Origin of the sequence: Paenarthrobacter sp. NCHU4564 (assembly GCF_052156435.1) — a bacterium.
Taxonomy (GTDB): Bacteria; Actinomycetota; Actinomycetes; order Actinomycetales; family Micrococcaceae; genus Arthrobacter.
Genome location: NZ_JBQLIS010000031.1, coordinates 1 through 26,793, shown reverse-complemented (window position 1 = coordinate 26,793; position 26,793 = coordinate 1). Strand labels below are relative to the sequence as shown.

The following is a 26,793-nucleotide window of genomic DNA, read 5'->3' as shown; positions in this document are numbered from 1 at the left end:
CCAGCCCACAGGCCGACCCCTGCAGGCAGCCAGCCCACAGGCCGACCCCTGCAGGCAGCCAGCCCACAGGCCGACCCCTGCAGGCAGCCAGCCCACAGGCCGACCCTGCAGGCAGCCAGCCCACAGGCCGACCCTGCAGGCAGCCAGCCCACAGGCCGACGCCTGCAGGCAGCCATCTCACGGGCAGACAGGACCTTGACTGTTCCTCCCCAACTGTCCGCCGATTCGCAGCCCGGCGGCTGGTAACGGACAATGGATAGGTGCCATCAGCAAGAAACTCCGCAACTGCCCCTTCGCCCCTTTCCAAGCCGGGAGCGCGGAGAGGCGATGCCGGCACGGGGATTTCCCTTCCCTGGCAGTTGGCAGGGCTCGCGCTGCTGATGGTGTCATTGGTGGCAGCGCTCCTGTTCTCCGGGGCTGCGGCCGCCCGGCAGGTAGCCGATCCCGGCGCCCTGGTCCGCTGGGGCCTGCCTGTGGCCAAAGCCCTGCACAACGTCTCTGTTGCTACCGTCATCGGCGGCCTGATCTTTGCCGTTGGAATCCTCCCTAAGAACCTGCGTGTTTCCCGCTCCCGGGAAAAGGACGAGGAAGCTCCGGAACACCCTGCTTTCGCCCGAGCACTGGCAGTGGCTGCAGCCGCGGGCGCTGTCTGGACGCTGTCAGCTGTGGCGGTCCTCGTGCTCACCTACGCTGACGTAGCGGGACAGGGATTGTCCGGAGACGCTGAGTTCACGCGGTCGTTGGTCTACTTCATGACTGACATTGAGACCGGTAAAGCCTGGCTGGCGGTCACCATTATCGCTGCCGTGGTCACAACAGCCCTCTTCGGCGTCAGGTCCCTGACCGGCCTCGCGTTCACTTTGCTCCTGGGACTGATCGGCCTGGTACCGACTGCGCTGATCGGCCACTCTTCCAGCTCCAGCGACCACGAAGGCGCGATCAACTCCCTCGGCCTGCATTTGGCAGGTGTTTCCACATGGGTCGGCGGCATCATCATGCTGGCCGTCCTCTCAGGAATTCTGACGGGCTCCCGCACCTCAGGAACCGGTGACATCACAGAGCCCACGCTCAGGCGCTTCTCGTCCCTGGCAGGCTTCGCGTTTGTCCTGGTTTTCGCGTCCGGTGTCATCAACGCCGCAATCCGGGTCACCAGCCCCGCCGACCTCTTCGGTTCGCCCTATGGTCAGCTGATCCTGGCGAAGTCCCTCGCCACGCTGGTCCTTGGCGGGATCGGCTTCATGCACCGTCAGTGGGTCATTCCGCAGCTCGGCAGGAGTGCGTCAATGTCAGCGCGCCGTGTGCTCTGGCAGCTGGTCCTGGTGGAGCTGCTGGTCATGGGAGCCACCTCCGGCCTGGCGGTGGCCCTTGGCCGGTCCGCCCCGCCGCAGCCCTCGGAGTACGCACCTGACGCTTCGCCGGCGTTCATCCTGTCAGGATATGAGGTTCCTCCCGAACTCACAGCCCAGCGCTGGCTGACCGAATGGCGCTTTGACTGGCTGTGGGTCGGCGTGGCCTTGTTCGGCGCGGTCACCTACATCCTGGGAATCATCAAGATCCGCAAGCGCGGCGATTCCTGGTCCTGGTTCCGGACGGTTACCTGGATGGTCGGCCTGCTGGTCCTGACCTACATCACCTCGGGACCCCCGGCTGTCTATGGCCGGGTGCTCTTTTCAGCCCACATGGTGGACCACATGGCCCTCACCATGGTGGCGCCAATCTTCCTTGTACTGGGCGCGCCTGTGACCCTTGCCTTGCGGGCGCTGCCGTCCCGGGGTGAAGGGGCGCACGGCTCGAGGGGCTTGCGTGAGTGGTTGTTGCTGTTCGTGCATTCGAAGTTCTCCCAGGTGGTCACGCATCCGCTGTTTGCGGCCGCCAACTTTGCTGGTTCCATTGTGTTGTTCTACTACTCGGACCTCTTCGGCCTGGCGATGCGTGAGCACGTGGGCCACGAGCTGATGAACCTGCACTTCCTCCTGACGGGTTACATCTTTGTGCTCGGCATGATCGGCAGTGATCCCCTGCCGCGCCGGGCTCCCTATCCCATGCGTCTCCTGCTCCTGCTCGCCACCATGGGCTTCCACGCTTTCTTCGGTGTCGCGATCATGGGCGGGACCGGTCTGCTCGCCGCGGACTACTTCGGGAACCTTGGCCGGACCTGGGGTCCTTCGGCCATCGCCGACCAGCAGCTCGGTGGTGCCATTGCCTGGGGCATCGGTGAGGTCCCCACGCTGTTGGTGGCGATCGGGGTGGCGATCATGTGGTCGCGCTCGGATGAACGGGAGACGCGCCGCGTTGACCGCGCGGCTGACAGGAATAATGACGCCGAGCTGAGCGCTTACAACGATATGTTTGCCCGGCTCGCCGACCGCGACGCCCGGCTCGCCGACCGCGACGCCCGGCTCGCCGACCGCGACGCCAAGCAAGCCGGGAGTACTGGCAAGGTTCCCCGCCCCGCACCCCAGGGAGCACCGGCCGAGGAGCGCGGGGACAACGACGCCGGGCAGATGGAACGCAACACCAAGCTGGAAGGACGCTGATGAGCGAAACCGTACGCACCCAACTCCGGGTCAGGGCATCCGAACTTGAGGGCCGCGGCTGGCTCAATACCGGCGGCAAATCACTGGATCTGGAAGCCCTGCGCGGCAAGATCGTGCTGCTGGATTTCTGGACGTTCTGCTGCATCAATTGCCTGCACGTCCTGGACGAACTTCGTCCCCTCGAGGAGAAGTACTCAGACGTCCTGGTGACGGTCGGCGTCCATTCGCCCAAGTTCGAGCACGAGGCCGATCCGGAGGCCTTGGCTGCGGCCGTCGAGCGTTACGAGATCCACCACCCTGTGCTGGACGATCCCGAGCTCGCAACGTGGAAGGCCTACACCGCCCGGGCCTGGCCAACGTTGGTGGTGGTGGACCCCGAGGGCTACATCGTCGCCCACCTCTCAGGTGAGGGCCACGCGGATGGCCTTGCTGTCCTTCTGGAAGAACTTGTCGCAGAGCATGACGCCAAGGGCACGCTCCACCGTGGCAACGGCCCGTACGTGGCACCGGAGCCGACGTCGGGCACCCTCCGGTTCCCGGGCAAGGCAACCCAGCTGGCCAACGGCAACTACCTCGTGGTCGACTCCGGCCACCACCGGGTGGTGGAACTTCGCCCCGACCTGGAGACTGTGGAACGCGTCATCGGTTCGGGCACCAAGGGCTACCAGGACGGCGACGCTGAAACCGCCCGGTTCAACGAACCCCAGGGTGTGGCCCTGCTGCCAGCTGAACTCGCTGCCCGGCTTGGATACGACGCCGTGGTTGCGGATACTGTGAACCACCGGCTGCGTGGCGTGGCCCTTGCATCCGGAGAGGTCCGCACCGTGGCCGGCAACGGCGTGCAGCGGCTCCTCGATGCGGGCCCTGCCAGGGTCACGGACTCCGGTGCCGGCACGTGGTCTGAACACCACGACGGCGGTCCGGCCGACTTCGCTGCCGACGCCCTCGACGTCGGGGTTCTTGGGTTGGGAACCGGGGTTTCCCTGTCCTCCCCATGGGATGTTGTGTGGAGCGAAAAGCTGCAGCGTGTGGTGATCGCGATGGCCGGAACACACCAGATCTTTGCCTTCGACCCCGTGGCAGGCGAGGTTTCCATCCTTGCTGGCTCCGGACTTGAGGGACTGTTGGATGGCGTGGCCGAGGAAGCGTGGTTCGCGCAGTCGTCAGGGCTTGCCATTGACGCCGATGACAACATTTGGGTAGCTGACTCCGAGACGTCGTCATTGCGGCGCTTGGTGGTCGGTGATTCCGGCGTCACGGTGGAGACGGCCGTGGGCAAGGGCCTGTTTGATTTCGGATTCCGGGATGGCGATGCCTCCGAGGCCCGGCTGCAGCACCCCCTGGGGGTCACTGTGCTGCCGGATGGTTCCGTTGCGGTCGCTGATACGTACAACGGTGCTGTGCGCCGCTACGACCCCGCGACCAAGACCGTGTCCACGCTGGCCCGCGGTCTGGCCGAGCCCAGCGATGTTGTTGTGGTCAATCACGACAACACGGATCCGCTGCTGGTGGTGGTCGAATCGAACAAGCACCAGCTGGTCCTCGTACCGATTCCCAAGGAAGCCCAGCAGGTGGACGAGGGCGCGTCCCAAACCCACCGGCCCAAGAGCCCTGTCACGCCCGGCACGCTCGAACTGGCCGTGCGTTTCAAGGCCCCCACGGGCCAGAAGCTTGATGACCGCTGGGGAGATCCTACCCAGCTCAAGATTTCGTCCACTCCTCCGGAACTTCTGGTCTCCGGTGGCGGGACTTCGGTTGGACTGTTGCGGACCTTGGAGCTGTCCCCTGATGTCCCCGAAGGCATCCTCCACATCACCGCGCGGGCTGCGGCCTGTGATGGCCCCGAAACGGAGGACGGCGAAATTCCGGACCACGCAGCCTGCCACTTATACCAGCAGGACTGGGGCATCCCCGTGGTCCTGCAGGCCGATGGGGATTCGGAGCTGGTACTCGACCTGCGCGGCATGGACTGAGAATTCCACAGTTGACGGCCCGGTTCTCCCAGCGGGATCCGGGCCGTGCCCGTTAAAGCCGTGCCCGTTAAAGCCGTGCCCGCTAAAGCCGTGCCCGTTAAAGCAGGAACCTAGAACGTCAGCAGCGGCGTGACGGTGACCGTGTTGTTGTCGGTGTCCAGTTGCGTGGTGAAGCTGAAGTCGTGTTCCACGTTGAGGTCCCTGCCGTAGCCGGTGAACAGGTTGATCTCGCGGGCCGTCAGCCGGGCCTTGCCGTTCAAGGGTGCCACCACCCACTTGCCGCCAAAGGGTTCGATGGTGATCTTGGGGTACTCCGTGATCTCCCATTTGATGGTGCCGTCCACTACCCGGGTGTTGCTGGCGTGGTAGAACGGGCAGTCAGGTTGCAGCCGCTGCTGCTCGGTGGCTTGGGCGGCGCAAGTGTCCAGGAACTCCCGCACCTTCCCGGCGACGGCCTCGTTCATGGCCTTGGTGGACCGGGTCTGCAGGTTCAGGGGAGCGGAGCCGCCGTCGCGCGTGGAGACCAGGACGGAAGTGGCGGGGGCTTCGAAGAAGGTGCCGTTGAGGCTGGCCTCGTACTTGCCGGGGTAGAAAACGGCGAAGGTGTTGTGGCCGTTGGGCATGTTCACTGGAACACCGTTCAGGGCCACCTCACTGGCGTTGACCACGGTGACTTCAATGGTGGGCAGTGTGGTGGGAACGAAGGCCCATTTCCCGAAGAACATCCACTGTGTCCCGGTTCGCTCCATCAGGAACTCGGTGCGCAGGCGGCTGCCGTCCAGCGTGTATTCCACGGGAACGGCCATGCGGTTGCTGCCCCTGGATTCAGGATTGCCGATTTTGACGTCGGACATCCTGGCTGCCGCGGTTTGCAGCGCTGTGCCGTCCAGCATGGCGGCATTGGCGGAGGGTACCTTGGCACGCAGAAGCCCCAGGGCTTCCTCGCCTTCACCCTTTTGCAGGGCCTCGAGGTATTCGCGCACAGGCTGCTGTGGACTCGCGACCGAGGAGCTCACCAGGTTGATGCAGACGATGGCTCCGGCAGCAGCAAGCATCAGACCGAGCAGCCACCCGGCTGCGGTCTTGACGAAGGCTTGACTTAACTGCACGACCCTTACGTTACCTGCCGTGGGTGCCGTAGCAGTGCATGAAGACGCGCAGGTGACCTTGGGGCAACGCGCAAGGAAAGCCCGACGGCGGGTGGCGGCGAGCGTAAGCCGCGTCCCGGCGTCGTGGGTTCCACAGCTGCCGGGGACCGCGTAAGCCGTCCGGCATCCCCGGGATGGCCGGTGTCAGCGGCGGCGCCTGGAGGATGTACCGAAGACGCCCCGGAGGAGTTCGCGGCCCAATTGCGTGCCCATGGAACGGGCCATGCTCTTGAGGCCGCCGCCCAGGGCGCCGCCAAGGACTCCGGCGAGGTCGCCCAACACTCCGGGCTCTTGTTGCGGAGGGAGGGGCGGGGCGGGTACGGGCCCGGGGTACGCCGTGGGCGCTGGCCGGGAACTTGGACGACCGAGGATCTCCTCCTCGATGCGGCGTGCTTCGGCGTCGATGTCGCTTTGAGTATTGCCGGTGATTGTTCCCGGAACCGGAGGCAGTCCGGGGGCGGGGTCGCCTGTGGATACGGCAGCGGAGTCATTGAGTTTCTCGTAGGCGGAGACGTTGTCAACGGCGGTACCGTACTTGACCAGGAGCGAGGACGCGGCCACGGAGCTGCGGATGAGCTCGTCCGTGCTGGGACCCATCACGGATTCGGGGGCGCGAAGGCGGGTCAGTGCCACGGGCGTGGGGGCGCCCTTCTCGTTCATGACGGTGATGACGGCCTCGCCGATCCCCGCGGAGGTCAGGGTTTCCTCGAGGTCGTAGTCGCTTACCGGGAACGTGGACACGGTGGCCTTGAGGGCTTTTGCATCTTCCGGGGTGAAGGCGCGAAGCGCGTGCTGGACGCGGTTGGCCAGCTGGCCCAGTACATCCGCCGGCACGTCCTTGGGGGTTTGGGTGACGAAGAAGATGCCCACGCCCTTGGAGCGGATCAGTCGGACCGTGGTGGTGATGGCTTCCAGGAACGCTTTGGAGGCGCCGTTGAAGAGCAGGTGTGCCTCATCCAGGAAGAACACGAGTTTGGGCTTGTCCAGGTCGCCGGCCTCCGGGAGGTCCTCGAACAGGTCGGCGAGCAGCCACATCAGGAAGGTGGAGAACAGCAGTGGCTTGGTCTGCAGGGTAGGCAGTTCGAGGCAGCTGATGACGCCCCGGCCATCGGGGGCGGTGCGGAGGAGTTCGGCGGTGTCGAATTCGGGTTCGCCGAAGAACTTTTCCATTCCCTGAGCTTCAAGGGCCACCAGTTCGCGCAGGATCACCCCCGCCGTGGCTTTGGAAAGCCCGCCAAGGTCTGCCAGCTCGGCCTTGCCTTCATCCGAGGTAAGGAATTGGATGACAGCCCGGAGGTCCTTGAGGTCGATGAGCTCCAGGTTGTTCTTGTCCGCGAAGTGGAAGATCAGCTGGAGGCTGGATTCCTGGGTGTCGTTGAGGTCCATGATGCGGGAGAGCAGGATGGGCCCGAACGAGGTGATGGTGGCGCGGACAGGGATGCCGTTGCCGTCCCCGCCGAGGCAGAGGAACTCCACGGGAAAGTTCTTGCCGGACCACTCCTGGCCGAGGGCAGCCGTCCGTGCCGTCAGCTTCTCACTGGCCGTCGCCGCCGTCGCCAATCCTGAGAGGTCACCCTTGATGTCGGCCAGGAACACGGGAACTCCGGCCGTGGAGAGCTGCTCGGCGATCATGTGCAGCGTGACGGTCTTGCCCGTACCTGTCGCACCGGCCACCAGGCCATGCCTGTTCATCATGGCAAGCGGGAGCCGGACCTGGGCTTCCTTGCGGACTTCGCCGTCCACAATCGCGGCGCCAAGCTCAATGGTGGCACCTTGCAGGGTGTACCCCTGCTGGATGGTGGCAAGTTTTTCAGCAGTGGTTTTCTTGGCCATGCGCATAGCTTAGCTGTGCGGGGAAAGATCCTTGCTGAAGGCAAGGTGCTTGATCTCTTCGGGATCTGCAGCGAGGTCGAACAACGCCTTGTAGCCTGTGGCGAGGTACAGGTTCTTGGCTTCCGGCTGCCGCGGTCCGGTGGTCAAGTACAGCTTGCGGTAGCCCCGCCGTCGGGCTTCTGCCTCAAGTTCGGCCAGCACACGGCGGGCCAAACCGCGGCGGCGATGGGCCGAGTGGGTCCAGATCCGCTTGAGCTCGGCGGTGTGTTGGTCGTAGCGGCGGAAAGCGCCGCCTGCCACGGATTCGCCGTTTTCCTGGAGGATGATCAGTGCCCCGTGCGGTGCCGCGAATTCTTCCGCGGGGTAGCGGTTGAGCTCCTCGGCGGCACCTTCGCTGCTGAACAGGTCGCCGTAGCGGGTGTTGTACTCGACCGCGAGTTCGTCCAGGAGCGGGCGGACGCGGGGGTCGCGCATGGGCAGGCTCAGGACCGTCAGGCCCGACGGTGGGAGGGTGGGCGTTGCGGTCATGTCTTGCCTTTCGTAGGTGGGAACCCAACTGGGTGACAGTTGTGCGCGTTATGAGGGCTCAAAACGCGCACAAATGCGACCTAGTTGGGCTGGGGTGCTGGGACCGAAGCCGCGACGGTTTCCAGGATCCGCCGGGCCAGGGCGTCGTTTTCGCGGAACGGTGCCGCGTTGGTGTTGGGCCGGGCAAACGCTCCCGCTCCCCATCCCGACGTCCAAGGACCTACCGCAAACAACCCCTTCTGTGCTGTTCCAACAGGTGAGAGGACCTCGTGATTCCCGGAGACCAGGAGTTTTCCGGTGGAGTGGGCGCCCTCGGTGGTGAGCAGCCGCTGTTCGGTGCCTAACCCGGCGTCGTGCAGGTCCAGCAAGGCGGGATTCGCGGACCGCTCCACCGAAGCAGCAGGCAACCGCGCCTCAATATAGGCCGAAGCGTCCACCACCACAGGTGACTGGAACGAGCCCGCCACAAAACGACCGCTCGACTCATCGGTACGGACCCACATTCCCGGTCCCAGGAACTTCAGGAGCCCAGCGCGGTGCAGCGCGAGCATCTCTCGGAGGCGGTGCGCGGGCGGGCCGGAATCCACGAAACTGAAGAAGCCATGCCACCAGCCGTGGATGGCCTGCTGGGACCTGGCGTTGAGCCGCTCCTGCGGGACCAGCCGGCCGAGGTCCATGTAGACGAACAGCAGCGCCATGAAGAGGGCAAGCGTCTCGGAGTGGTCGGGGCTGGTCCGGAGGTCGAGGTCGCGCTGGATGTACGCGGTGACGGATCGCTGCACGGCGTCATGGGAGTCGAACGCGCAACCACTCAACGGGTGGTCCACCGCCTCGAGGTCCAGGCGAAGGGCGCGGTCCGGGACGGCGAAGGCAGCCAGTTCTTCGCGTTCGCTGCTGTACCAATCCAGGGCGTCGAAGCGCGCCTGGAAACTTGCCCACGTCCCCAGCACCCGATCCGGGTAGCCGGTGAACAGTTCGCGGTAATAAGCGTATCCGGCGTCCTTGGCGATCAACGGCCAGAGGTGGGCACGGAAGTCGAGTTCCTGATGCTCGGCGAGCAGGGCGTCGATCGCGGCGGCAGTAAAGTACCGGGGACGGTCCACAGGGGTGCGCAGCGAGGAGGAGATCTTGGAGTGGTACGGAACCCCACGGCGTGAGCCTGCCCAGACGCGCGGCTCGGCGCCGGAGGGCACGTAGTCCAGTTCGCCGTCGGGCCTTTCCTCGAAGCGGCCGCCCCGGCCCTCGAACAGCAGCACCAACAGGTCCACGAACGCCAGGCCCATACCGGACACAATGACGTCCTGCCCGGCTTTGACTCCGGAGTAGTCAACATCCGTGGTGTACGACGGCGGCGCATGGAACCCGCCGTGCCTGGCGGCAAAGGCGCTCAGCCGCGCGGACTCCGGTTCCACTTGCGAGTCGGTGTGGCCCAGGGCGTAAACCACGACGTCGGCAGCCACCTCGGTGCCCGAAGCCAACTGAACGCGGTGGGTACCGCCGTCGTGGTCGCCGGAAGCCGGTTGGACAGATGTGGCAAGGTCCCGGTGCACGGTGACGGAGATGTCCGGCCCGAGGGACGTCACGGCGCGCCGGAAAAACCACTCAAGGTACTTGCTCTGGAGTTGCCGGGAAGGGAAGGACGCAGGGCCCAGGGACCGGAGCTGTTCCAGGATGTGCGGCTCAAAGACGGGCACATCGCGGATGCTGCCATCGAGCACCCCTGCGGCCCAGGTAGCCAGTGCCGGACCATCCAGGGCCGGGCCGTCGCAGGTGACGGATGAATCGGTGAACATTGTGACGTCCGCAGCCGTGGAGTTCATGAGCAGGCCGGGACCTTGGTCGTAACGCCAGATCCTGCCTGAACCAGGTTGGTGCGGCTCTATGACGTGGATCTGCAGCGGGCCTTCGAAGAGGGCGGGACGGTTCGCCGCCAGCCTCTCCAGGACGCCGGCCGTGCGCGGACCGCCGCCGATAAAGGCAAGGGCGGGAATTCGTGACGGCATGGGGATCTCCTGTAAAGCAGCGGTTGGTATGCCCAATGTAGGGACCCGCCGGCCAGCGGGTCGAGACGCCGGTAACCGCCGTTCACCACACGTCATTCGGAGTTAAACGACGACAAGGAAGCGACGCATATGGCGTTATGTGAAATGCCTTTATGACGCTGCACGAACGATTTTGAAGCTGCGCTAAGCCCGGTGAAGAAGTGCAAATTCCCGCCTTGCTGGCCGTTCCGGGCCCCCCTAGATTTGCAGAAATCCGATAGACAACATCCCCAACTGAAATGAGGTGGCGCATGAGTGCAACAGCACCGCCTGCCACGGCGGAAACCGCACCGCCCACCCCGGACTACTCCAATTACAAACTGGTTCCGGCCAGGCACCCGTGGCGCTGGGTAGGAACGGTCATTGTTGCCGCGGGCGTCGCCGCAGTGGTGTGGTCCCTGCTGACCAACCCCCGGTGGGAATGGGATGTGGTGGCCGAATGGTTCACCGCCCAGTCGGTGGTCACAGGCCTGGTGGAGACCCTCAAGCTGACCGCGATCTCCGGCGTCCTCGGATTCGTGCTCGGGTTCATCCTTGCCCTCATGCGCCTGTCGGCCTCGCCGCTGCTGGTTTCGGTGTCCTGGACGTTCTCCTGGATCTTCCGGTCCACGCCGCTGCTGGTCCAGCTCCTCCTTTGGTACAACCTCGGTTACCTCTACGAGAAGATCAGCCTGGGCATCCCGTTCACCGATGTCCGCTTCTTCGAGGCACAGACCACCACCTTGATCAGCCAGTTCGCGGCGGCAGTGCTGGGCCTGACCCTCAACCAGGCCGCGTACTCAGCAGAGATCATCCGCGGCGGCATCCTCTCCGTGGACCAGGGCCAGCTGGAAGCCGCCGCAGCCCTGGGCATCCCGGCCTGGAAGCGCAACACCAGGATCGTCCTGCCGCAGGCCATGCGCGCCATCCTGCCCAACGCCTTCAACGAGATCATCGGACTGGTCAAAGGCACCTCGATTGTCTATGTCCTTGCCTACTCCGAGCTCTTCTACACGGTCCAGGTCATCTACAACCGCACCCAGCAGGTCCTGCCGCTGCTGCTGGTGGCGACGCTCTGGTATGTGGTGATCACCTCAGTGCTCAGCGTCTTCCAGTACTACATCGAACGCCACTTCTCCAAGGGTGCCGTGCGGAACCTGCCGCTGACGCCACTTCAGAAAGCGCGCAGGTTCTTCGCGACCCACGCACCCCTCAAGCCTGGGAAGGAATCCCGATGAGCACCGTCTTTTCCTCCTCCGAAGCCGCTGCTGCCGCGCACCTCGCCGAGACGGAACTCGCCACCGCGCCGGGCCAGGACACGGAACGTACGACGGCGGCACGGGCTGCCGCTGCTGTTCCGGCTGCCGCCGTGGTTTCCCCGGGAGCGGGTGCCGCGACCCGGGGCCAGGTGGACATCGTGAACGTCCGCAAGTCCTTCGGCGCGACCGAAGTCCTCAAGGGTGTTTCCCTGTCCGTCCCTCCCGGCGGCGTGGCCGTGATCGTGGGTCCTTCCGGCTCCGGAAAGTCCACCCTGCTGCGGACCATCAACCACCTGGAGAAGGTGGACGGCGGCTCCATCACCATTGACGGCGAGCTGGTGGGGTACCAGGTCCGGGGCAACAAGCTCCACGAACTGCGGGAGAAGGACATCCTCAAGCAGCGCACCAACATTGGCATGGTGTTCCAGAGCTTCAACCTGTTCCCGCACCTCACCGCACTGGAGAACGTGATCGAAGCTCCCATCGTGGCCCAAAAGCGATCCAAGGCCGAGGCCCGCAAGCGAGGGCTGGAGCTGCTGGACCGGGTGGGACTCAAGGACCGCGCCGATGCCTACCCCCGGCAGCTGTCGGGTGGACAGCAGCAGCGCGTGGCCATTGCCCGGGCGCTCGCCCTGGACCCCAAGATCCTGCTCTTCGACGAGCCGACATCCGCGTTGGACCCCGAACTCGTCAACGAAGTGCTGGACGTCATCAGGGAACTTGCCAAGTCCGGTACCACGCTGGTGATCGTGACCCACGAGATGGGCTTCGCCCGCGACGTCGCGGACACTGTGGTGTTCATGGACCAGGGGCAGATCGTCGAGTCCGGTCCGCCCCAGGACATTTTCGGCAATCCCCGTGAGGAACGCACCCGCAGCTTCTTCTCCAAAGTCATCGAACCAGCCTTCAATATCTAGGAACCTCCTCCATGCTTCGCATCTCCCGCCCCACCACTGCACACCATCCCAAGCCCCGCCAGGCCAAAGGCAGGATTTTGGCACTCGCGGTGCTTCCCGCCGTCGTGCTTCCCGTCCTGGCCGGTTGCGCCGACCCTGGTGCCTCCGCTGCCAAACCGGAGTCCGCGGCGGCCAAGAACGGCGTGGTCTACAACACCTCCGTTGACCAGAACCGCATCAGGGCTGAGAAGGACGCCACCGCTGCAACTGCCGTTCCGGCCGCCATCGCCAAGGACGGCAAGCTGACAGTGGCCACCACGGCCGGTGCCATCCCGCTGTCCTTCCACGCCACGGACGACAAGACCCCGATCGGCGTCGAAATCGACATTGCGCAGTTGGTCGCAGACAAGCTTGGCCTGGAACTGGACCTGCAGGTGACCTCCTGGGAGAACTGGCCGCTGAAGACACAGTCCGGTGACTTCGAGGCCGTGTTCTCCAACGTCGGCATCAATGCCGCCCGCGTGAAGCTGTTCGACTTCTCCACGTACCGCGCGGCCTACATGGGTTTTGAGGCAAAGAAGAGCTCCACGTACGACATCAAGGGTTCGGACGACATCTCCGGCCTCAAGATCTCGGTGGGTTCGGGCACCAACCAGGAAAAGATCCTGCTCGCCTGGAACAAGGAACTCGAAGACAAGGGCAAGGCCCCGGCCACGCTGCAGTACTACTCCTCCGACGCCGACACGATCCTGGCGTTGTCCTCGGGCCGCACCGACCTGAACCTGGCTCCGTACCCGTCCGTGACCTACCGTGAGAACACCCGCGACGACCTCAAGGTGGTTGGCAAGGTCAACGCCGGCTGGCCGTCCGAGACCCTGGTCGCAGCCACCACGCTCAAGGGCAACGGACTGGCACCGGCCGTCACCGAAGCGCTGAACTCCACTATCAAGGACGGCTCCTACGCCAAAGTCCTGGAGCGCTGGGGTCTCTCCGAGGAAGCCGTGCCCGAATCCAAGACCGTCACCGAAGCCACCTTTGGGACGGGCAAGTGAAATTCCAGGTCCTGGACATCATCCCCCACCTGAAGAACCCGGTGACGGGGGAGATCGTCTCCACCGCTGACCGGCTCAACCAGGTGGTGGAGACCGCCCGCCGGGCTGAGGCGCTCGGCTTCGACAGCTTTTCTGTGGGGGAGCGGCACGCCGGTGAGTTCGTCAGCTCATCCCCGACGACGGTCCTCGCCGCGATCGCGGCCGTCACCACGCGGATCCGCCTCCAGACCGGGGTCACGGTGCTCTCCGTCCTGGACCCGGTGCGCGTGGCCGAGGACTACGCGACCATCGACCAACTCAGCCGTGGCCGCTTGGAACTGGTGATCGGCAAGGGCAACGAGGTGCTGCAGTACCCGCTCTTCGGCCTGTCCCTTGAGGACCAGTGGGATCTCCTGGCCGAGAAGTACGCCCTGCTGCGTTCGCTGTGGCGCAAGGAAAGCGTTACGTGGTCCGGCCGGTTCCGCCCCGCACTCACCGAACCAACGACGACGACGCCACGCCCGTTTGCGGGTTCGCCCCGGATTTGGCACGGCTCGGCTACAACCCTGACGTCCGCTGCGCTGGCGGCCAAGTGGGGCGATCCGCTGTTCACGGCCAACGCCATCCAGCCCCGGGAAAACTACAAGGTCCTGATTGACCACTACCGCAAAGAGTACGAACGCCACGGCCACGATCCCCGGCACCAGTACATCGGTTCGGGCAGCGGCGCCGGAGGGGTGTTCATTGCGGACACCACCCAGGAAGCCATCCGCCAGTACGGTCCCGTGTATGAGGGCTTGACCGCCGGCCGCAACGTCCCCGGCAACAACTCGCCCTTCCGGGACATCGACCATGCCGTGGCCGAGGGACCCGCGCTGGTGGGAAGCCCGGAACAGGTCATCGACAAAATCCTCAGCTACCACTCGCTGTACGGCCACGACCTGCAGTCGATCTCCTTGCCCACCACCCTTCCGTTCGGGCAGCAGCTCAAGATCCTGGAGCGGTTTGCCCTGGAAGTCATTCCGGCCGTACGTGCCGCTGCTCCCACCACGCTGTGGGAGTCCAGGGATCCGTTCGGTGGCCGCCCGGAGTTTGCCGGGGCCACCGAACCGGATGCCGCAGCCACCGTCACCGCAGACCACGCCTTGAACAGGAGCGACACCGCACATGTCTACGCACACTGAAACAGCACTCGAAGCTTTTGAAGACGAGTGGCAGGAGTGGCACGCAGCCCACGAACGCCACCGCGCCCACCCGCACGGAATCCTTGCCGTCACCCACCTCCACTGGCTCACCGCTGAACCGACCCCGTTGGACGGTGCGCCGGGAACCTGGAGTGCGGAAGCCGACGTCGTACGCGTTGTCGTGGAACCGGGCGAAAGCCTGCTCCAGGACGGCGTGGAGCTAAGCGGCAGCGTTGAGCTGGGACCGATCGAGGAGCGCGGCGGCATCAATCTGGTCTCCGGCGACACCGTGATCGAGGTGGCAAAGCGCGGCGGCGAGTACATCGTGCGTCCCCGAAACCCGGAGAATCCCTTGCTGCAGGAGTACCAGGGCACACCGGCGTACACCCCGAATGCGGCATTTGCCGTCGCCGGAACCTTTGTTCCGTTCGAGACCCCGCGTGAGACCACTGTTGGCGCCGCCGTCGAGGGCATCCAGCACGTCTACCAAGCCCCGGGCGAGATCCGTTTCAAACTGGCTGGGCAGGAGCTCGCGCTGACCGCGTTCAACGGTTACGCGCCGGGTTCCCTTTCGGTGCTGTTCACCGACCAGACCTCGGGCAGGACCACCTACGCGGCCAACCGTTCCCTGTCGGTGACACCTGCTTCCGACGGCAGCGTACAGCTCGACTTCAACCGTGCCGTCAACCTGCCGTGCGCCTACACCGACCTCGCCACGTGCCCGCTTCCGCCCGCCGAAAACCGGCTGCCTGTGGCAATCGAAGCCGGCGAAAAGATTCCCTACGAACGTCAGGACCAAAAGTGAGCTCCCACAACAAGGCCGGATTCCTGGCCATCGAACTTGACGGTGCTGGTTGGGACGGCGGTGCCTTCCGCAGTCTTTCCGAGGCCGTCCTCGCCGCCGAGTCCGCCGGATTCCACGTGGCAACCTTCGCTGATGCACCGGATGCCGGCCGCGCCAACGCACTCCAGCGGGCAGCTTTCGCCGGCCCGGTGACCCGGACGATCGCCCTGGTCCCGGAAGTGGATACGGTTTACACCGAGCCCTTCCACATCTCCACCCAGCTTGCCAGCCTTGACTACGTCTCAGGCGGCCGTGCCGGGTGGATCGCCACCGCAGCTGAATCGCCCGAGGCCGCTGCCGCCGTCGGACGTTCCTTCGTGACCGGAGACGCGCTGGGGCAGGAAGCCGCCGCGTCGATCGAGGTTGGCCGCCGCCTGTGGGACTCCTGGGAGGATGACGCCGTGATCCGCGACGTCGACACCGGCCGGTACATCGACGTGGACAAGCTGCACTATGTGGACTTCGAAACTCCCGCCGACTTCGCGGGAACGGCGTACTCCGTGAAGGGGCCTTCCATCATCCCCAGGCCGCTCCAGGGACAGTTGCCGGTGCTGGCGTCTGCTTCGCTGGTGGGTGACGGCGCCGTTCCCGTTGAGGCCGTTGACGCGGTCCTGGTCACTGCGCCGACGCCCGAACTGCTGGTTGCCGAAGTGCGCGACGTACGTGCCCGCCTGGGTGCCTCGGTTGCGGTGGTGGCGGAGCTCGACGTCGTCCTCGACTCCCGTGGCGAGGCCGCCGAGGTGCGGGCGGGATCCTCTGGTGGGCGCGCACGGTTTGTTGGCACGGCTGCCGGGCTCACTGAGCTTCTGGACGCGTTGTTGCAGGAGGCCGACGGCGTTCGGCTGCACCCGGCTGCTTTGGCGCTGGAACTGGACGAGCTATCGCGGCTCGTGTTGCCGGAACTGCGTCGCCGAGGTTCGCTGCGGCCGACGGTCCACGACGGAACGTTCCGTGACCTGCTTGGCCTGGAACGGGCCGAAAACCGCTATGCGAGCTCCGGTAAGTAAGGAAAGAACCATGACACGCGATATTTTCCAGCCGAGCGGACAGATCCAGTTCGGTATCTTCTTCCAAGGCGTCAACTCCGGCACCATCTGGAAGGCAGCCGAGTCCGGCTCGCAGACCGACTTCGAGTCCTTCCGCCGCATTGTCCAGACGGCAGAGCGCGGTAAGTTCGCTGCGTTCTTCCTGGGTGAAGGCCTGCGGCTGCGTGAGCACCTCGGACGCCCGCACGCCCTGGACGTGGTTGGCCGTCCGGACGCCCAGACCATGCTCGCCGCCCTGGCGTCGGTGACGAAGAACATCGGCCTCGTGGCAACACAGAACACCACCTACAACGACCCCGCGGACCTGGCCCACCGATTGTCCTCGCTGGACCTGATCTCCGGTGGCCGTGCGGCGTGGAACATCGTGACCACGGACAACGCGTGGACTGGCGCCAACTTCCGCCGCGGCGGCTACCTCGACCACGCTGACCGGTACAAGCACGCTGAGGCTTTCGTCGAGACTGCCAAACGCATCTGGGACTCCTGGGAGACTGCGTCCGGACCCGCCCGCCGCGTGCTGCACGAGGGCCAGCACTACACGGTGGACGTGACGCCCCGACTCCCGCGCAGCGCACAGTACCGTCCCGTGCTGTTCCAGGCCGGTGACTCACCTGACGGCCGTGACTTTGCCGCCCGCCAGGCAGACGTGATCTTCTCCGCCCACCCCAAGTTCGACGACGCCGTGGAATTCCGCCGCGACATCGTTGCCCGTTCGGTTGCTGCCGGGCGCGGGGCCAACGCGGTGCAAATCATGCCGGCCAGCGAGTTCATCCTGGCCGCCACCGAGCAGGAAGCCCAGGAGAAGAAGGCCTGGGTCCGCAGCCTGCAGATCGGTCCGCAGCAGGCCATCGCCTACCTGGAACAGTTCTGGGGACGCGAGCTCTCGTCCTATGACCCGGATGGTCCCCTGCCGGAGATCGACCCGGTGGTCGAAGAGACCTCCGAAACACGCGGCAGCGGATTCCACGGCGCCAAGGCCCGCCAGTTGGCGGACCAGTGGCGCGCAGAAGCCAAGGACAAGGGACTGTCCATCCGCCAGTTCGTCACGTCCAAGACAGCGCGCATCGATGCGACCTTTACCGGCTCCTACAACGCCGTGGCAGACCACCTGGCCGAGTACGCCCGCGTAGGCGCAGTGGATGGCTTCAACATCTCGCCATGGCTCATCCCCACCGGCCTGGACGACATCGTGAACCACCTGGTTCCCGAGCTCCAGGAACGCGGCGTGTACCCCACGGAGTACCGCGGCACCACGCTGCGGGAGAACCTGGGACTGGAGACCCCGGTGCGTTCAAGCGAGTCCGTGGGCGTCTGATGGGGAAGCTGCTCGATCTTGCTGGATCACTCTTCCGTCTGGTTGGAGTGGTCCAGCAGGATCCTGAACCTGCCCATGAACCGCGGGGGACCATTGCCCTCCAGTTCGCTGTATGGGAGCAGCAGCTCTAGCCTCTTGGGACATTAGAGCAGCTCGCGGAACACATTCCACCCTGCGCCGACGGGACCATAGGGGCCCCACAACACTGCCGTGGAGGCGCCGGTTGAGTAGGTCACCAGGTTTCCGTTCCCGTTGACGGCGAACAGGTTGTTGTACTTCTGGTGGCCGAAGCTGCCAAGGCCCGCGATCTCCGTGAAGGTGCCCCAGCCTCCGCTGATGACTGCAGAGGAGTTCCAGCCGCCTTTGCCATCGGCCCGGTAGATCGAGATATTGCCGTTGCCGTCCCGGCCGAACACCTCCACGGGGCCATCACCGTTCATGTCGCCGCCGGTGATGATTTTGTTCATCACCTGCCAACCCTGGCCCACCTTGGACCGTGGAAGCCACCCGCCGTCTCCGTCGCCCGGATACAGGTACAGATCGCCGGCGGTATCACGGGCCAGGACATCGTTGCTGCCGTCCCCGTTGAAATCGCCGGGGCCGACGATCGCGTCGAAGATGTTCCAGCCCTGGCCGGCTTTGCGCCGGTCCAGCCAGTTGCCCTCGCCGTCGCCGGGGTACAGGTACAGATCGCCCGCGGCGTCGGTGGCCAGCAGGTCGTTGTAACCGTCACCGTCGAAGTCCCCGGGCGAGAAAACGATGCCCATTGCATCCCATCCCTGGCCGACTTGCCGGGGTTCGTCCCACTCACCGTCATACCTCGGGCACGGGCCCTCGCAACTGCCTGGCACGTACGTGTAGGTACGCGGGTAGAGAATCAGCCTGCCGTCCTGCGTGCGGCCCAAGGCTTCAAAGTTGCCACGGTTGGTCCAGCCCATGGCCCTGGAGGAAGCCTTCACCGGCGCCGTGTCGGGGCTGACCCGGGTAGCGTCCGGGCAGTTGGGTTCTTCCGGTGTGGAGGGATGGACCCTGAGTGCCAACCGGTGGCCAACATCTGCGGGGAGCACCTTCAGCACCTCACCCTGGCGTTCCGGCGGCAACGGCACGCCGTCGCGCACCCATTCGGCTGTGTAACCGTTGGGGGTGGTCCCGTCCGGATTCAGGCACCCGGCATAGTCGTAGTCGTACTGCTTACGGAGTTCGGCACCTACATAGGGGACACCATCTATGGTGGCTGTTGGTCCCACGGACGGGGCAGCTGAAGCCGGCGCCACGCTGATCAAAGAAGCTCCCGCCACCGCCGTTGCTGCTGCGAAGAGTGCCGTGCACGTGCGAAATATCCCCATTGTTCCCCCCGGAAGCCAGCATCGATAGTGCGTGGGTCTTTGCTGAGCGTACCCCAGCAGCCGGGGTATGGGCAGTAGGTCCCGGGATCCTCCGGGGTCAGTCGTTCAGCCCTTCCCGTGAACCGGCTTGTCCCGGACTGAGTTGTTATGAACCGGGGCCTCTTTGTGCGTGGCCACCCAACTTGCCAGTACCTTGAGCGCATCCTCTGAAGGCGTGGCCGGGTCAGCCGTGTACACGTTGATCCGCAATCCCGGATCTGCCGGGAGCTCAAGCGCTTCGAAGCTCAGGTCCAGGTCACCGACGATCGGGTGATGGAGCCGCTTGCGTCCCGTCCGGTGGTACTTCAAGTCGATGCTCATGCCTGCGAGCATTGCCACTTCCTCGCGGCGAAGTCCGGTCACACGCCGGTTCCCACCGTAGGCAGGCAGCCCCGCGGCCTCCGGCGTGATGCGCGCACGCCGCGAGGTCAGGAACTTCCGCACGTCGTCACTGTGAGTCATGACTGCAACGCTACGCTGCGCCGCATGATGGAGGGAGGTAATGGCGTGCACTCCCTGCCGCCGGTTGGCCGCCATAGCGTTGGATGCATGACCAACGAACTGATCCTCAACAACGGAATCACCATGCCGGCCCTCGGCTTGGGCGTCTTCCAAAGCGCTCCGGAAGAAACGACGGCGGCCGTCCAGGCAGCGCTCGCGGCCGGTTACCGGCACATCGACACAGCGGCGGCCTACGGCAACGAACGGGAAGTGGGCGAAGGCATCCGGGCGTCGGGTCTGGGCCGCGCGGAGGTCTTCATCGAAACCAAGGTCTGGGTCAGTGACTACGGCTACAACGAGACACTGCACGCCTGGGACAAAGCCGTGGGCAAGCTCGGTGTGGAGTACCTGGACCTGTTCATCCTGCACCAACCTGCCCCGGACCGTTTCGAGAAAACGATCTCGGCCTACAAAGCGCTGGAGCGGCTGCTATCCGGGGGGGGCGGGTCCGTGCGATTGGTGTCAGCAACTTCATGCCACATCATCTGAAGGAGTTGCTCGCCTCCACAGAGATCGTTCCCGCAGTGAACCAGATCGAACTGCACCCCTACTTCACCCAGCCGGAAGTCCAGGCGGCGGACACTGAGCACGGCATTCTCACCCAGGCCTGGTCGCCGATCGGCGGCATCACCTTCTACCCGGGCTGGGGAGAAGAACGCCGGAACGTGATGGAGGATCCCGTGGTCGCGGCGATCGCCCGGGAGCACGGCAAGACGCCGGCGCAGGTCATGATCCGCTGGCACCTGCAGCAAGGCCGCTCGGCCATTCCGAAATCCACCAATCCTGGGCGCATTGCAGGAAACTTTGATGTTTTCGACTTCCAACTCACGGCGGGGGAACTCGCTGCCATCGACGCCCTCGACCGCGGCGTACGGAACGGTCCCGACCCGGACGTAGCCCGGCCGGAGCGCTTTGCGATGGTGATTCCCGAAGCCTGATCCTGCCTATGACCTGGTCCCTCCGCCTTGGTGATGCGTGCCTCCGGACCTCATGAAGCGATGCTGACCGTAGGATGAAACGGACGAAAGGGGCCCGCTCATGGTCACGCGCGAAGAGGTGGAAGCCGCATACTCGAGGACGTCGGGGTGGGTGCGCCATACGCCGGTTGCAGAAAGCGGCAACCAGGAGCCCTACCACCTGTGGTTCAAGCTTGAGTACATGCAGCACACAGGCTCGTTCAAGGCCCGGGGTGCTTTCAACCGGCTCCTCACGGCACGTGAAAACGGGCAGCTGAATCCGGAGATCGGGGTGGTGGTTGCTTCCGGCGGCAACGCAGGCCTGGCCAACGCATACGCCGCAGCCAAACTGGGTGTTCCGGCCACCGTCTTTGTTCCCACATCCGCTCCGGCCAACAAGGTGCACAAGCTATACGCAATCGGAGCCCGGGTAGTCCAAGGTGGCGCCGAGTACGCCGAGGCCTATGCTGCGGCCGTCGCTTTCGCCGAGGAGAAGGGCGCCATCTACTGCCACGCCTATGACCAGCCGGAGATCGTGGCGGGCGCCGGCGGCGTGGGGCTTGAGCTTTTGGATGAACTGCCCGACGTCGACACGGTCCTCGTTGCTGTTGGCGGCGGCGGATTGATGGGCGGCATTGCGGCAGCTGTCGAAGGCAGGGCGACAGTGGTGGGCGTCGAACCGGAGACAGTACCGACGCTGCATACTGCCCTTGCGCAGGGAGAACCCGTGGACGTTCCGGTGTCGGGTATTGCCGCCGATTCGCTGGGAGCCCGGAGGATCGGCGAGATCGGTTTCGGCGTGGCCAAAAGAACCGGCGTTCACAGCTTGCTGGTCAGCGACGAAGCCATTGTCCAAGCCCGCCGCAAGCTGTGGGAAGACCGCCGGATCGTGGTGGAACACGGCGCGGCAACTGCGTATGCCGCGCTGCTTACGGGCGACTACGCTCCGCACCAAGGTGAGACGGTCGCCGTCGTACTTTGCGGCGCGAACACAGACCCCGCCCACCTCTAAGCACCCAACTGGGTCGCAGTTAAGCGCGTTTTGAGCGCCCAAAACGCGCTTAAGTGCGACCCACTTGGGTAGGGGGAAGCGACACGGTGGGCCGGGCACAAAGAATCCCCGCCGGGTGGTGTCCGGCGGGGATTCCACGTCGGCAGGTCTGCCCTGCCCGGTTACGGCGCCTACTTCTTGGGCAGGCCTGCCGGGTTCAATTCGGACGTGGGAATGGCCTCGGAGGAGAGGCCCCAGCGGTCCAGGATCTGGGCGTAGCTGCCATCCTTGATGAGCTTGTTCAGTGCCGTCTGGGCTGCCACTGCCAGGCCGTTGCCCTTCTTGGTGGTGAAGGCGATTTCGGCCTTCAGCGGCCAGCCGCCCTCCAGGGTGCCCACCTGCTTGGTTTTTCCGTCCTTCGCGGCCTTGTAGGCAGCAGAAGCGTTCGGGCCGAAGGTGAGGTCCGCGCGACCGGACTGGAGTGCCAGGCTGGAGGCGGAATCGTCGTCGTAGTACTGGAACTCAACCGGCTTCAGGCCGTTCTTCTTGTTTTCCTCATCCCAGCGGACCAGGATTGCTTCCTGGTTGGTGCCGGAACCGACGATGATGCGCTTCCCCGCTACGTCCTTGGCTTCCTTGATCTCGCCGATGTCAGAGTCGCTCTTGGCGTAGAAGCCCAGGAGGTCGTTGCGGTAGGTGGCAAAGTCGAACTTTTCCTTGCGGGCCTCCGTCACGGTGACGTTGGACAGGACGGCCTCGTACTTGGCTGACTCGATCCCCAACGGCCAGTCGGCCCATGCGACGGGCAGGACCTCCACCTGAAGGCCGAGGGTCTCGCCGACGGCGTAGGCGATGTCCACTTCGCTGCCGATCAAGGTCTTGTTGTCCGTTGCGAAGAGGCTCAACGGGGCGGCACCGCCCGTGGTGACCACCGTCAACTTGCCGTCGGCCTTGATGGCTTCCGGGACCTGGGCAGCCGCCGCGGAATCAACACTGACCTTGACCCGGTTCTGCTCCGGAGTGAGGTTGAATTCCTTGGTGGTCGAGCTCGAAGCGGCGTTCGCGCTTGCCGATCCCTGCGGGGCGGTTGCCGCCGTTGCGCCCGGGTCGGAGCAGGCCGCGAGGCCTAAGAGAGCGGTTGCGGCCAGCGCCGCAGTGACGCCGGTTTTGGCTGCAAAACGTGCCATGGTTTCCCCTTTTGGTTTGCCTTCTTGAAAGTCCGATGCGTACTTGTGGCTGCAACTATCCGGCAGGGCCGCGAAGCCGGTCAAAGCGTCCTGACACGCTGGGATACAGGGGTTCACAACGGTTCATCGGACGTCGAAATGGGTCATAAACCTCCTCCCTTGGCGGAGCGCGACGCAACTCACAGAAATAAGCCGGGGGTCGCCGTCGTTGTCGCTTAAGCGCCGCCGAACAACCCGGGCAGGCGCAAAACCTCACCGAAAGGCCGGCATCCACGTGACTGTTCCTCTTTCCATCCTCGACCTGGCAACCATCGGAAAAGGCCAGACAGTGGCGGAAAGCCTCGCAGGCAGTGTGGCCATGGCCCGGAAAGCGGAGGAGCTGGGCTACCGGCGGGTCTGGTACGCCGAGCACCACAACATGTCCGCGATCGCTTCTTCCGCTACCAGCGTCCTGATCGCCCACGTCGCCGCGCATACCAACAGCATCCGGCTCGGCGCGGGAGGCATCATGCTGCCGAACCACTCGCCGCTGACCATCGCCGAGCAGTTCGGCACGCTGGAAACCCTCCACCCGGGTCGCATCGACCTGGGTCTGGGACGCGCTCCCGGCAGTGACCAGAACACCATGCGGGCACTGCGCCGCGACCACATGTCGGCGGACACCTTCCCGCAGGACGTCCTCGAACTCCAGGGCTACCTCACCGGTCCCACGCGCATCCAGGGCGTGGAGGCGACGCCGGGCAAGGGCACCAACGTGCCGCTCTACATCCTGGGCTCCTCCCTTTTCGGCGCACAGCTCGCTGCCCAGTTGGGGCTTCCGTACGCCTTCGCCTCACACTTCGCGCCCGCTGCCCTGCGTGACGCCGTGGCCATCTACCGCCGGGATTTCAAGCCTTCCGAGCAGTTGTCGGAGCCGTATGTGATCGCCGGCGTGAACGTCACGGCTGCGGACAGCAACGCTGAAGCGCAGGCCATCCACCTGGCCGTGAAGCGTGCCCGGGTGTCCCTGTTCTTCGGGGGTGGCCGGGAGTTCACGGACGACGAAGCGGATATGGTGCTGGACTCGCCGCAGGGCCAGCACATCGCCCAGATGATGAAGTTCTCGGCCGTCGGGACGCCGGACGTGGTGCAGGACTACCTGGAGGAATTCGCCCGGCACGCCGACGCCGACGAACTCATTGTTGCGCACCAGAGCACGGGGACCGAGGAACGGTTGCGGTCCGTTGAGCTGGTGGCGGAGGTTGCGGGGCTGGTTCCGGCGTAGGGGGCGGGGCCCCGGCGGGGCGGGGGCCGCCGGCGCGCCGGGGCGCCGGGGCCGCCGGCCGCGGCGGGGCGAGAAAGATTTAACGCCCCTGCAATTACGAGGTATACGAGCGAAACATTTCGGGCGGAAACTATATCTATCCGCTTCGGAAGGATCCGCCATGCCTACTCCGTTGAACCAGTCAGTCGCCGATTCCGCGCTGCTGATGAACTCGCTGCCGCTTGGCCTGCTGCGGACCTTCGTGCGTCCGCACGAGGACCACGGCATTACCCCGGAACTGATGGCCGACCTGAGAATCCTGTCCAGGGTTCCCGGCCTGTTGGTTGCCTGCAACTACGGAGGCACGCTGTGCGCGGCGGAGGGTGTTTCCACGGAGACGCTTCCGCTGGACAGTGCCGCAGTGGCCCTCCGGGCGCTCGCAGCGTTGCCCAACACGCATGCCGCCATCATTTCGGGGCGCTCGCTCCGTGACCTTGCGGCGGTGTCGCGGCTTCCGGCCGAGGTGCACCTGGTGGGCTCGCACGGTGTCGAGTTCGACATGGGTTACGCCTATAACCTCTCCCTTGCGACCGAGACGCTGCTCCAGCAGGTGGCCACTGCCCTCACGGAAGCGGTGGCGTACGAGAAGGGCGTCAGCATCGTCCGCAAGCCGGTTGGGGTTGCTGTACACACGCGTCCGGCGACACCCGAAGTCGTGGAGCGTGTCATCTTCAAGTCCCGGCAGATCGCCGTCGAGTACGGGCTGTACTTCATCATCGATGGCACCGTCCTGGACCTCACAGTGGAGGAGCCGGCCAAGGGTCAGGCCCTTGATGCGCTGCGCCAGCGGCTTGGTGTCAGCGCCGCCCTCTTTGCAGGCGATGCCGAAAGCGATGAAAAAGCTCTCGCCACTCTGCGCGGCCCCGACCTTGGCCTGCATGTTGGTTCGGGAATGACGACGGCGGGACACACCATCCCGGACCCGGAAGCGTTCGCGAGGGTGCTGGCTTTGCTGTTCGAACTCCGGCGGTCGTGGCTCTTCGGTGAAGATGCCGTAGGTCTGGAGCGGCACTCGATGATTGCCAACGGAACGTCGACGGCGCTGCTCACCCCGGACGCGAAGGTCTGCTGGATGAGTCATCCACTGCCTGATTCGGGATCGTTGTTCGCCCACATCCTGGGTGGCGACCCGGCGGGGCATTTCAGCATCGAACCCGTCAAGCCTTCGCCGGTGCTTGCCCAGCGCTATCTGGACAACACTATGGTTGTGGAAACCCGCTGGGCCGATGTCACGGTGACCGACTATCTTGAACCGGCGCCCGAAGGCATCACCAGCCTGGTCCGTGTGCTCTCGGGAACAGGCACGGCACGAGTGACATTCGCGCCGCGGCCGGACTACGCCACCGCTCCCTTCAACATGGAGATCCGGGATCACGAGGTCCACGTGGTGGGAACATCCGATCCGATCATCCTCGTCGCACCGGGTGTGGACTTCACCATCACCAACGACAGCCGCCACGCCACGGCCACCGCTGAGGTCCCGCTCCAGTCCGGTCCGGTCGTGCTCAACCTGCGCTGCGGGGATACTGAGTCCTTGCCCACGGACCTGGACGGGGAGCCTGGGCGGCGTGCCGCCGTCGTGCAGTCCTCCCGGGAGTGGGTCACCTCGCTGCAGCTGCCCACCATCAAGACCTCTTTGGTGCGGCGTTCGGCGCTGGTGCTGCGGTCCCTCGTCCACGAGTCGACCGGCGCCGTCCTTGCCGCGCCCACCACATCCTTGCCGGAGGGGATTGGCGGCACGCGCAACTGGGATTACCGGTATTGCTGGCTGCGGGACGGTGCCATGACCGTGAATGCGCTGGTATCCCTGGGATCAACCGCTGAAGCCGACGGTTTCCTGCGTTGGCTGGGAGGCATCCTGGAGAACGCTCCGGGTCCGGAGTGGCTGCACCCGCTGTACTCCGTGACGGGGGCGCCGTTGTCCACCGAGGCCATTGTGGAGAGCCTGCCGGGTTACGCGGGGTCGCGCCCGGTCCGCATTGGCAATGCTGCGGATCACCAGGTGCAGCTGGACGTGTTCGGTCCCATCGCCGAACTTATCCACGACCTCGGTGAACGCCGTGGCTACCTGCCGGATGGGCATTGGTACCTGATGGAGCAGATGGCCCATGCAGTGATCGCGCGCTGGCACGAGCCGGACCATGGGATCTGGGAAGCCCGCCGGCCGCCGCGGCACCACGTGTACAGCAAGGTGATGTGCTGGGTGACCCTGGACAGGGCGCTGCGTGCGGCAGTCCTGCACGGGCGGGCCGCTCATGCCGACTGGTCCTCCACAGCCGAAACCATTCGTGACGAGGTCCTCCGGGAGGGCTGGGATTCTTCCGCTGCGTCCTACACCGTGGCCTACGACAGCCCCGACCTTGATGCCGCGGTGCTGCACATTGGCTTGTCCGGGCTTCTGGAGGTGAAGGACCAGCGCTTCCTGGATACCGTGGCTGCCGTGGAGCGTGAGTTGCGCGTCGGGCCCACGGTGTTCCGTTACAGGTACGACGACGGCCTGCCGGGCCTGGAGGGTGGCTTCCACATCTGCACCACGTGGCTGATCGAAGCGTACTTGGCGGTGGGGCGGCTGGACGATGCCTTGGAGTTGTTCAACCAACTCGTGGCGTTGTTCGGGCCGACGGGGTTGCTTCCTGAGGAATACGATCCGGGCACGGAAACGCACCTCGGCAACCATCCGCAGGCGTACTCGCACCTGGGCTTCATTCGCTGCGCGCAACTGCTGGACCGCTATCTGGCGAGTGCCGACGTCGAATAACCCAAGTGGGTCGCATTTGTGCGCGTTTTGAGCCCTTCGTATCATGCGGTGATCGCAACGCCTGATTATTGAAGGGTGTCGATTGCCATGGTGAAGT

Annotated in this window: 21 protein-coding genes and 1 pseudogene; 15 read left to right on the top strand and 7 right to left on the bottom strand. The window is 65.0% G+C overall.

The window, feature by feature from the left end; genetic code table 11:
* From ACSVIE_RS20320 to ACSVIE_RS20310, 3 genes are all read left to right on the top strand, one after another.
* The coding region (locus ACSVIE_RS20320) for a hypothetical protein (RefSeq protein WP_442425048.1) at positions 1–246 on the top strand (246 nt) is incomplete at its 5' end.
* Between the two features lie 14 nt (positions 247–260).
* Positions 261–2,537: a cytochrome c oxidase assembly protein gene (locus ACSVIE_RS20315; protein ID WP_442425047.1), complete on the top strand. Its 2,277-nt coding sequence runs from the start codon at positions 261–263 to the stop codon at positions 2,535–2,537.
* Positions 2,537–4,510 (top strand): NHL domain-containing thioredoxin family protein, encoded by a 1,974-nt coding sequence (locus ACSVIE_RS20310; RefSeq protein WP_442425046.1) that lies wholly within the window; start codon positions 2,537–2,539, stop codon positions 4,508–4,510. The genes ACSVIE_RS20315 and ACSVIE_RS20310 overlap by 1 nt, the downstream gene beginning before the upstream one ends.
* A 110-nt stretch (positions 4,511–4,620) precedes the next feature.
* Here ACSVIE_RS20310 and ACSVIE_RS20305 read toward each other — a convergent pair whose 3' ends face one another.
* The 4 genes from ACSVIE_RS20305 to ACSVIE_RS20290 all read right to left on the bottom strand — a co-directional run bounded on the left by ACSVIE_RS20305 (position 4,621) and on the right by ACSVIE_RS20290 (position 10,022).
* On the bottom strand, positions 4,621–5,619 hold the full coding sequence (locus ACSVIE_RS20305) for a hypothetical protein (RefSeq protein WP_426004489.1): 999 nt from the start codon (positions 5,617–5,619) through the stop codon (positions 4,621–4,623).
* A 183-nt stretch (positions 5,620–5,802) separates the two neighbouring features.
* Positions 5,803–7,491, bottom strand: a complete 1,689-nt coding sequence (locus ACSVIE_RS20300; protein ID WP_442425045.1) for a helicase HerA-like domain-containing protein — start codon at positions 7,489–7,491, stop codon at positions 5,803–5,805.
* A gap of 9 nt (positions 7,492–7,500) precedes the next feature.
* Positions 7,501–8,019 carry a GNAT family N-acetyltransferase gene (locus ACSVIE_RS20295; protein ID WP_442425044.1) on the bottom strand — a complete coding sequence of 173 codons (519 nt, stop codon included), beginning with the start codon at positions 8,017–8,019 and terminating at the stop codon, positions 7,501–7,503.
* Between the two features lie 80 nt (positions 8,020–8,099).
* The gene (locus ACSVIE_RS20290) at positions 8,100–10,022 is read right to left on the bottom strand and encodes an FAD/NAD(P)-binding protein (RefSeq protein WP_442425043.1); all 1,923 of its coding nucleotides are present in this window, start codon (positions 10,020–10,022) and stop codon (positions 8,100–8,102) included.
* 290 nt (positions 10,023–10,312) lie between these two features.
* Between ACSVIE_RS20290 and ACSVIE_RS20285 the strand changes: the two genes are divergently transcribed.
* From ACSVIE_RS20285 to ACSVIE_RS20250, 8 genes are read left to right on the top strand one after another with little or no spacing between them, the layout of a single operon-like run.
* A complete protein-coding gene (locus tag ACSVIE_RS20285; protein ID WP_442425042.1) occupies positions 10,313–11,278 on the top strand; it encodes an amino acid ABC transporter permease in 966 nt (321 codons plus the stop codon).
* Complete coding sequence (locus tag ACSVIE_RS20280) at positions 11,275–12,216, top strand: amino acid ABC transporter ATP-binding protein (RefSeq protein ID WP_442425041.1); 942 nt, start codon at positions 11,275–11,277, stop codon at positions 12,214–12,216. Before ACSVIE_RS20285 ends, ACSVIE_RS20280 begins: the two co-directional genes overlap by 4 nt.
* Before the next feature lie 11 nt (positions 12,217–12,227).
* Positions 12,228–13,247: an ABC transporter substrate-binding protein gene (locus ACSVIE_RS20275; RefSeq protein WP_426004482.1), complete on the top strand. Its 1,020-nt coding sequence runs from the start codon at positions 12,228–12,230 to the stop codon at positions 13,245–13,247.
* A complete protein-coding gene (locus ACSVIE_RS20270; protein WP_442425040.1) occupies positions 13,244–14,410 on the top strand; it encodes an LLM class flavin-dependent oxidoreductase in 1,167 nt (388 codons plus the stop codon). Before ACSVIE_RS20275 ends, ACSVIE_RS20270 begins: the two co-directional genes overlap by 4 nt.
* On the top strand, positions 14,394–15,215 hold the full coding sequence (locus ACSVIE_RS20265; protein ID WP_442425039.1) for a DUF1684 domain-containing protein: 822 nt from the start codon (positions 14,394–14,396) through the stop codon (positions 15,213–15,215). Before ACSVIE_RS20270 ends, ACSVIE_RS20265 begins: the two co-directional genes overlap by 17 nt.
* Entirely contained in the window at positions 15,212–16,261 is a 1,050-nt protein-coding gene (locus ACSVIE_RS20260; protein WP_442425038.1) for an LLM class flavin-dependent oxidoreductase, read from the top strand. The genes ACSVIE_RS20265 and ACSVIE_RS20260 overlap by 4 nt, the downstream gene beginning before the upstream one ends.
* Positions 16,262–16,271: 10 nt before the next feature.
* Positions 16,272–17,615, top strand: coding sequence for an NtaA/DmoA family FMN-dependent monooxygenase (locus tag ACSVIE_RS20255; RefSeq protein WP_426004475.1), 1,344 nt, complete (start codon positions 16,272–16,274; stop codon positions 17,613–17,615).
* Positions 17,615–17,746 carry a hypothetical protein gene (locus ACSVIE_RS20250; RefSeq protein WP_442425037.1) on the top strand — a complete coding sequence of 44 codons (132 nt, stop codon included), beginning with the start codon at positions 17,615–17,617 and terminating at the stop codon, positions 17,744–17,746. The genes ACSVIE_RS20255 and ACSVIE_RS20250 overlap by 1 nt, the downstream gene beginning before the upstream one ends.
* Positions 17,747–17,758: 12 nt before the next feature.
* Here the strand turns inward: ACSVIE_RS20250 and ACSVIE_RS20245 are convergent, their stop codons facing one another.
* Both ACSVIE_RS20245 and ACSVIE_RS20240 read right to left on the bottom strand, forming a co-directional pair.
* Entirely contained in the window at positions 17,759–18,961 is a 1,203-nt protein-coding gene (locus ACSVIE_RS20245) for an FG-GAP repeat domain-containing protein (RefSeq protein WP_442425036.1), read from the bottom strand.
* A gap of 105 nt (positions 18,962–19,066) precedes the next feature.
* A complete protein-coding gene (locus tag ACSVIE_RS20240; protein ID WP_442425035.1) occupies positions 19,067–19,462 on the bottom strand; it encodes an MmyB family transcriptional regulator in 396 nt (131 codons plus the stop codon).
* An 87-nt stretch (positions 19,463–19,549) separates the two neighbouring features.
* Between ACSVIE_RS20240 and ACSVIE_RS20235 the strand changes: the two are divergent.
* Together ACSVIE_RS20235 and ACSVIE_RS20230 are read left to right on the top strand one after the other, a co-directional pair.
* Positions 19,550–20,439, top strand: a pseudogene (locus ACSVIE_RS20235) (aldo/keto reductase).
* 100 nt (positions 20,440–20,539) lie between these two features.
* On the top strand, positions 20,540–21,469 hold the full coding sequence (locus ACSVIE_RS20230; protein WP_426004470.1) for a threonine/serine dehydratase: 930 nt from the start codon (positions 20,540–20,542) through the stop codon (positions 21,467–21,469).
* Positions 21,470–21,639: 170 nt separating this feature from the next.
* On the opposite strand, the gene ACSVIE_RS20225 is transcribed toward ACSVIE_RS20230, so the two are convergent.
* Positions 21,640–22,635, bottom strand: a complete 996-nt coding sequence (locus ACSVIE_RS20225; RefSeq protein ID WP_442425034.1) for an ABC transporter substrate-binding protein — start codon at positions 22,633–22,635, stop codon at positions 21,640–21,642.
* A 274-nt stretch (positions 22,636–22,909) separates the two neighbouring features.
* On the opposite strand from ACSVIE_RS20225, the gene ACSVIE_RS20220 reads away from it, so the two are divergent.
* Both ACSVIE_RS20220 and ACSVIE_RS20215 read left to right on the top strand, forming a co-directional pair.
* Entirely contained in the window at positions 22,910–23,899 is a 990-nt protein-coding gene (locus tag ACSVIE_RS20220) for an LLM class flavin-dependent oxidoreductase (protein ID WP_442425033.1), read from the top strand.
* Between the two features lie 160 nt (positions 23,900–24,059).
* A complete protein-coding gene (locus tag ACSVIE_RS20215) occupies positions 24,060–26,696 on the top strand; it encodes a trehalase-like domain-containing protein (RefSeq protein WP_442425032.1) in 2,637 nt (878 codons plus the stop codon).
* Positions 26,697–26,793 lie beyond the last annotated feature (97 nt).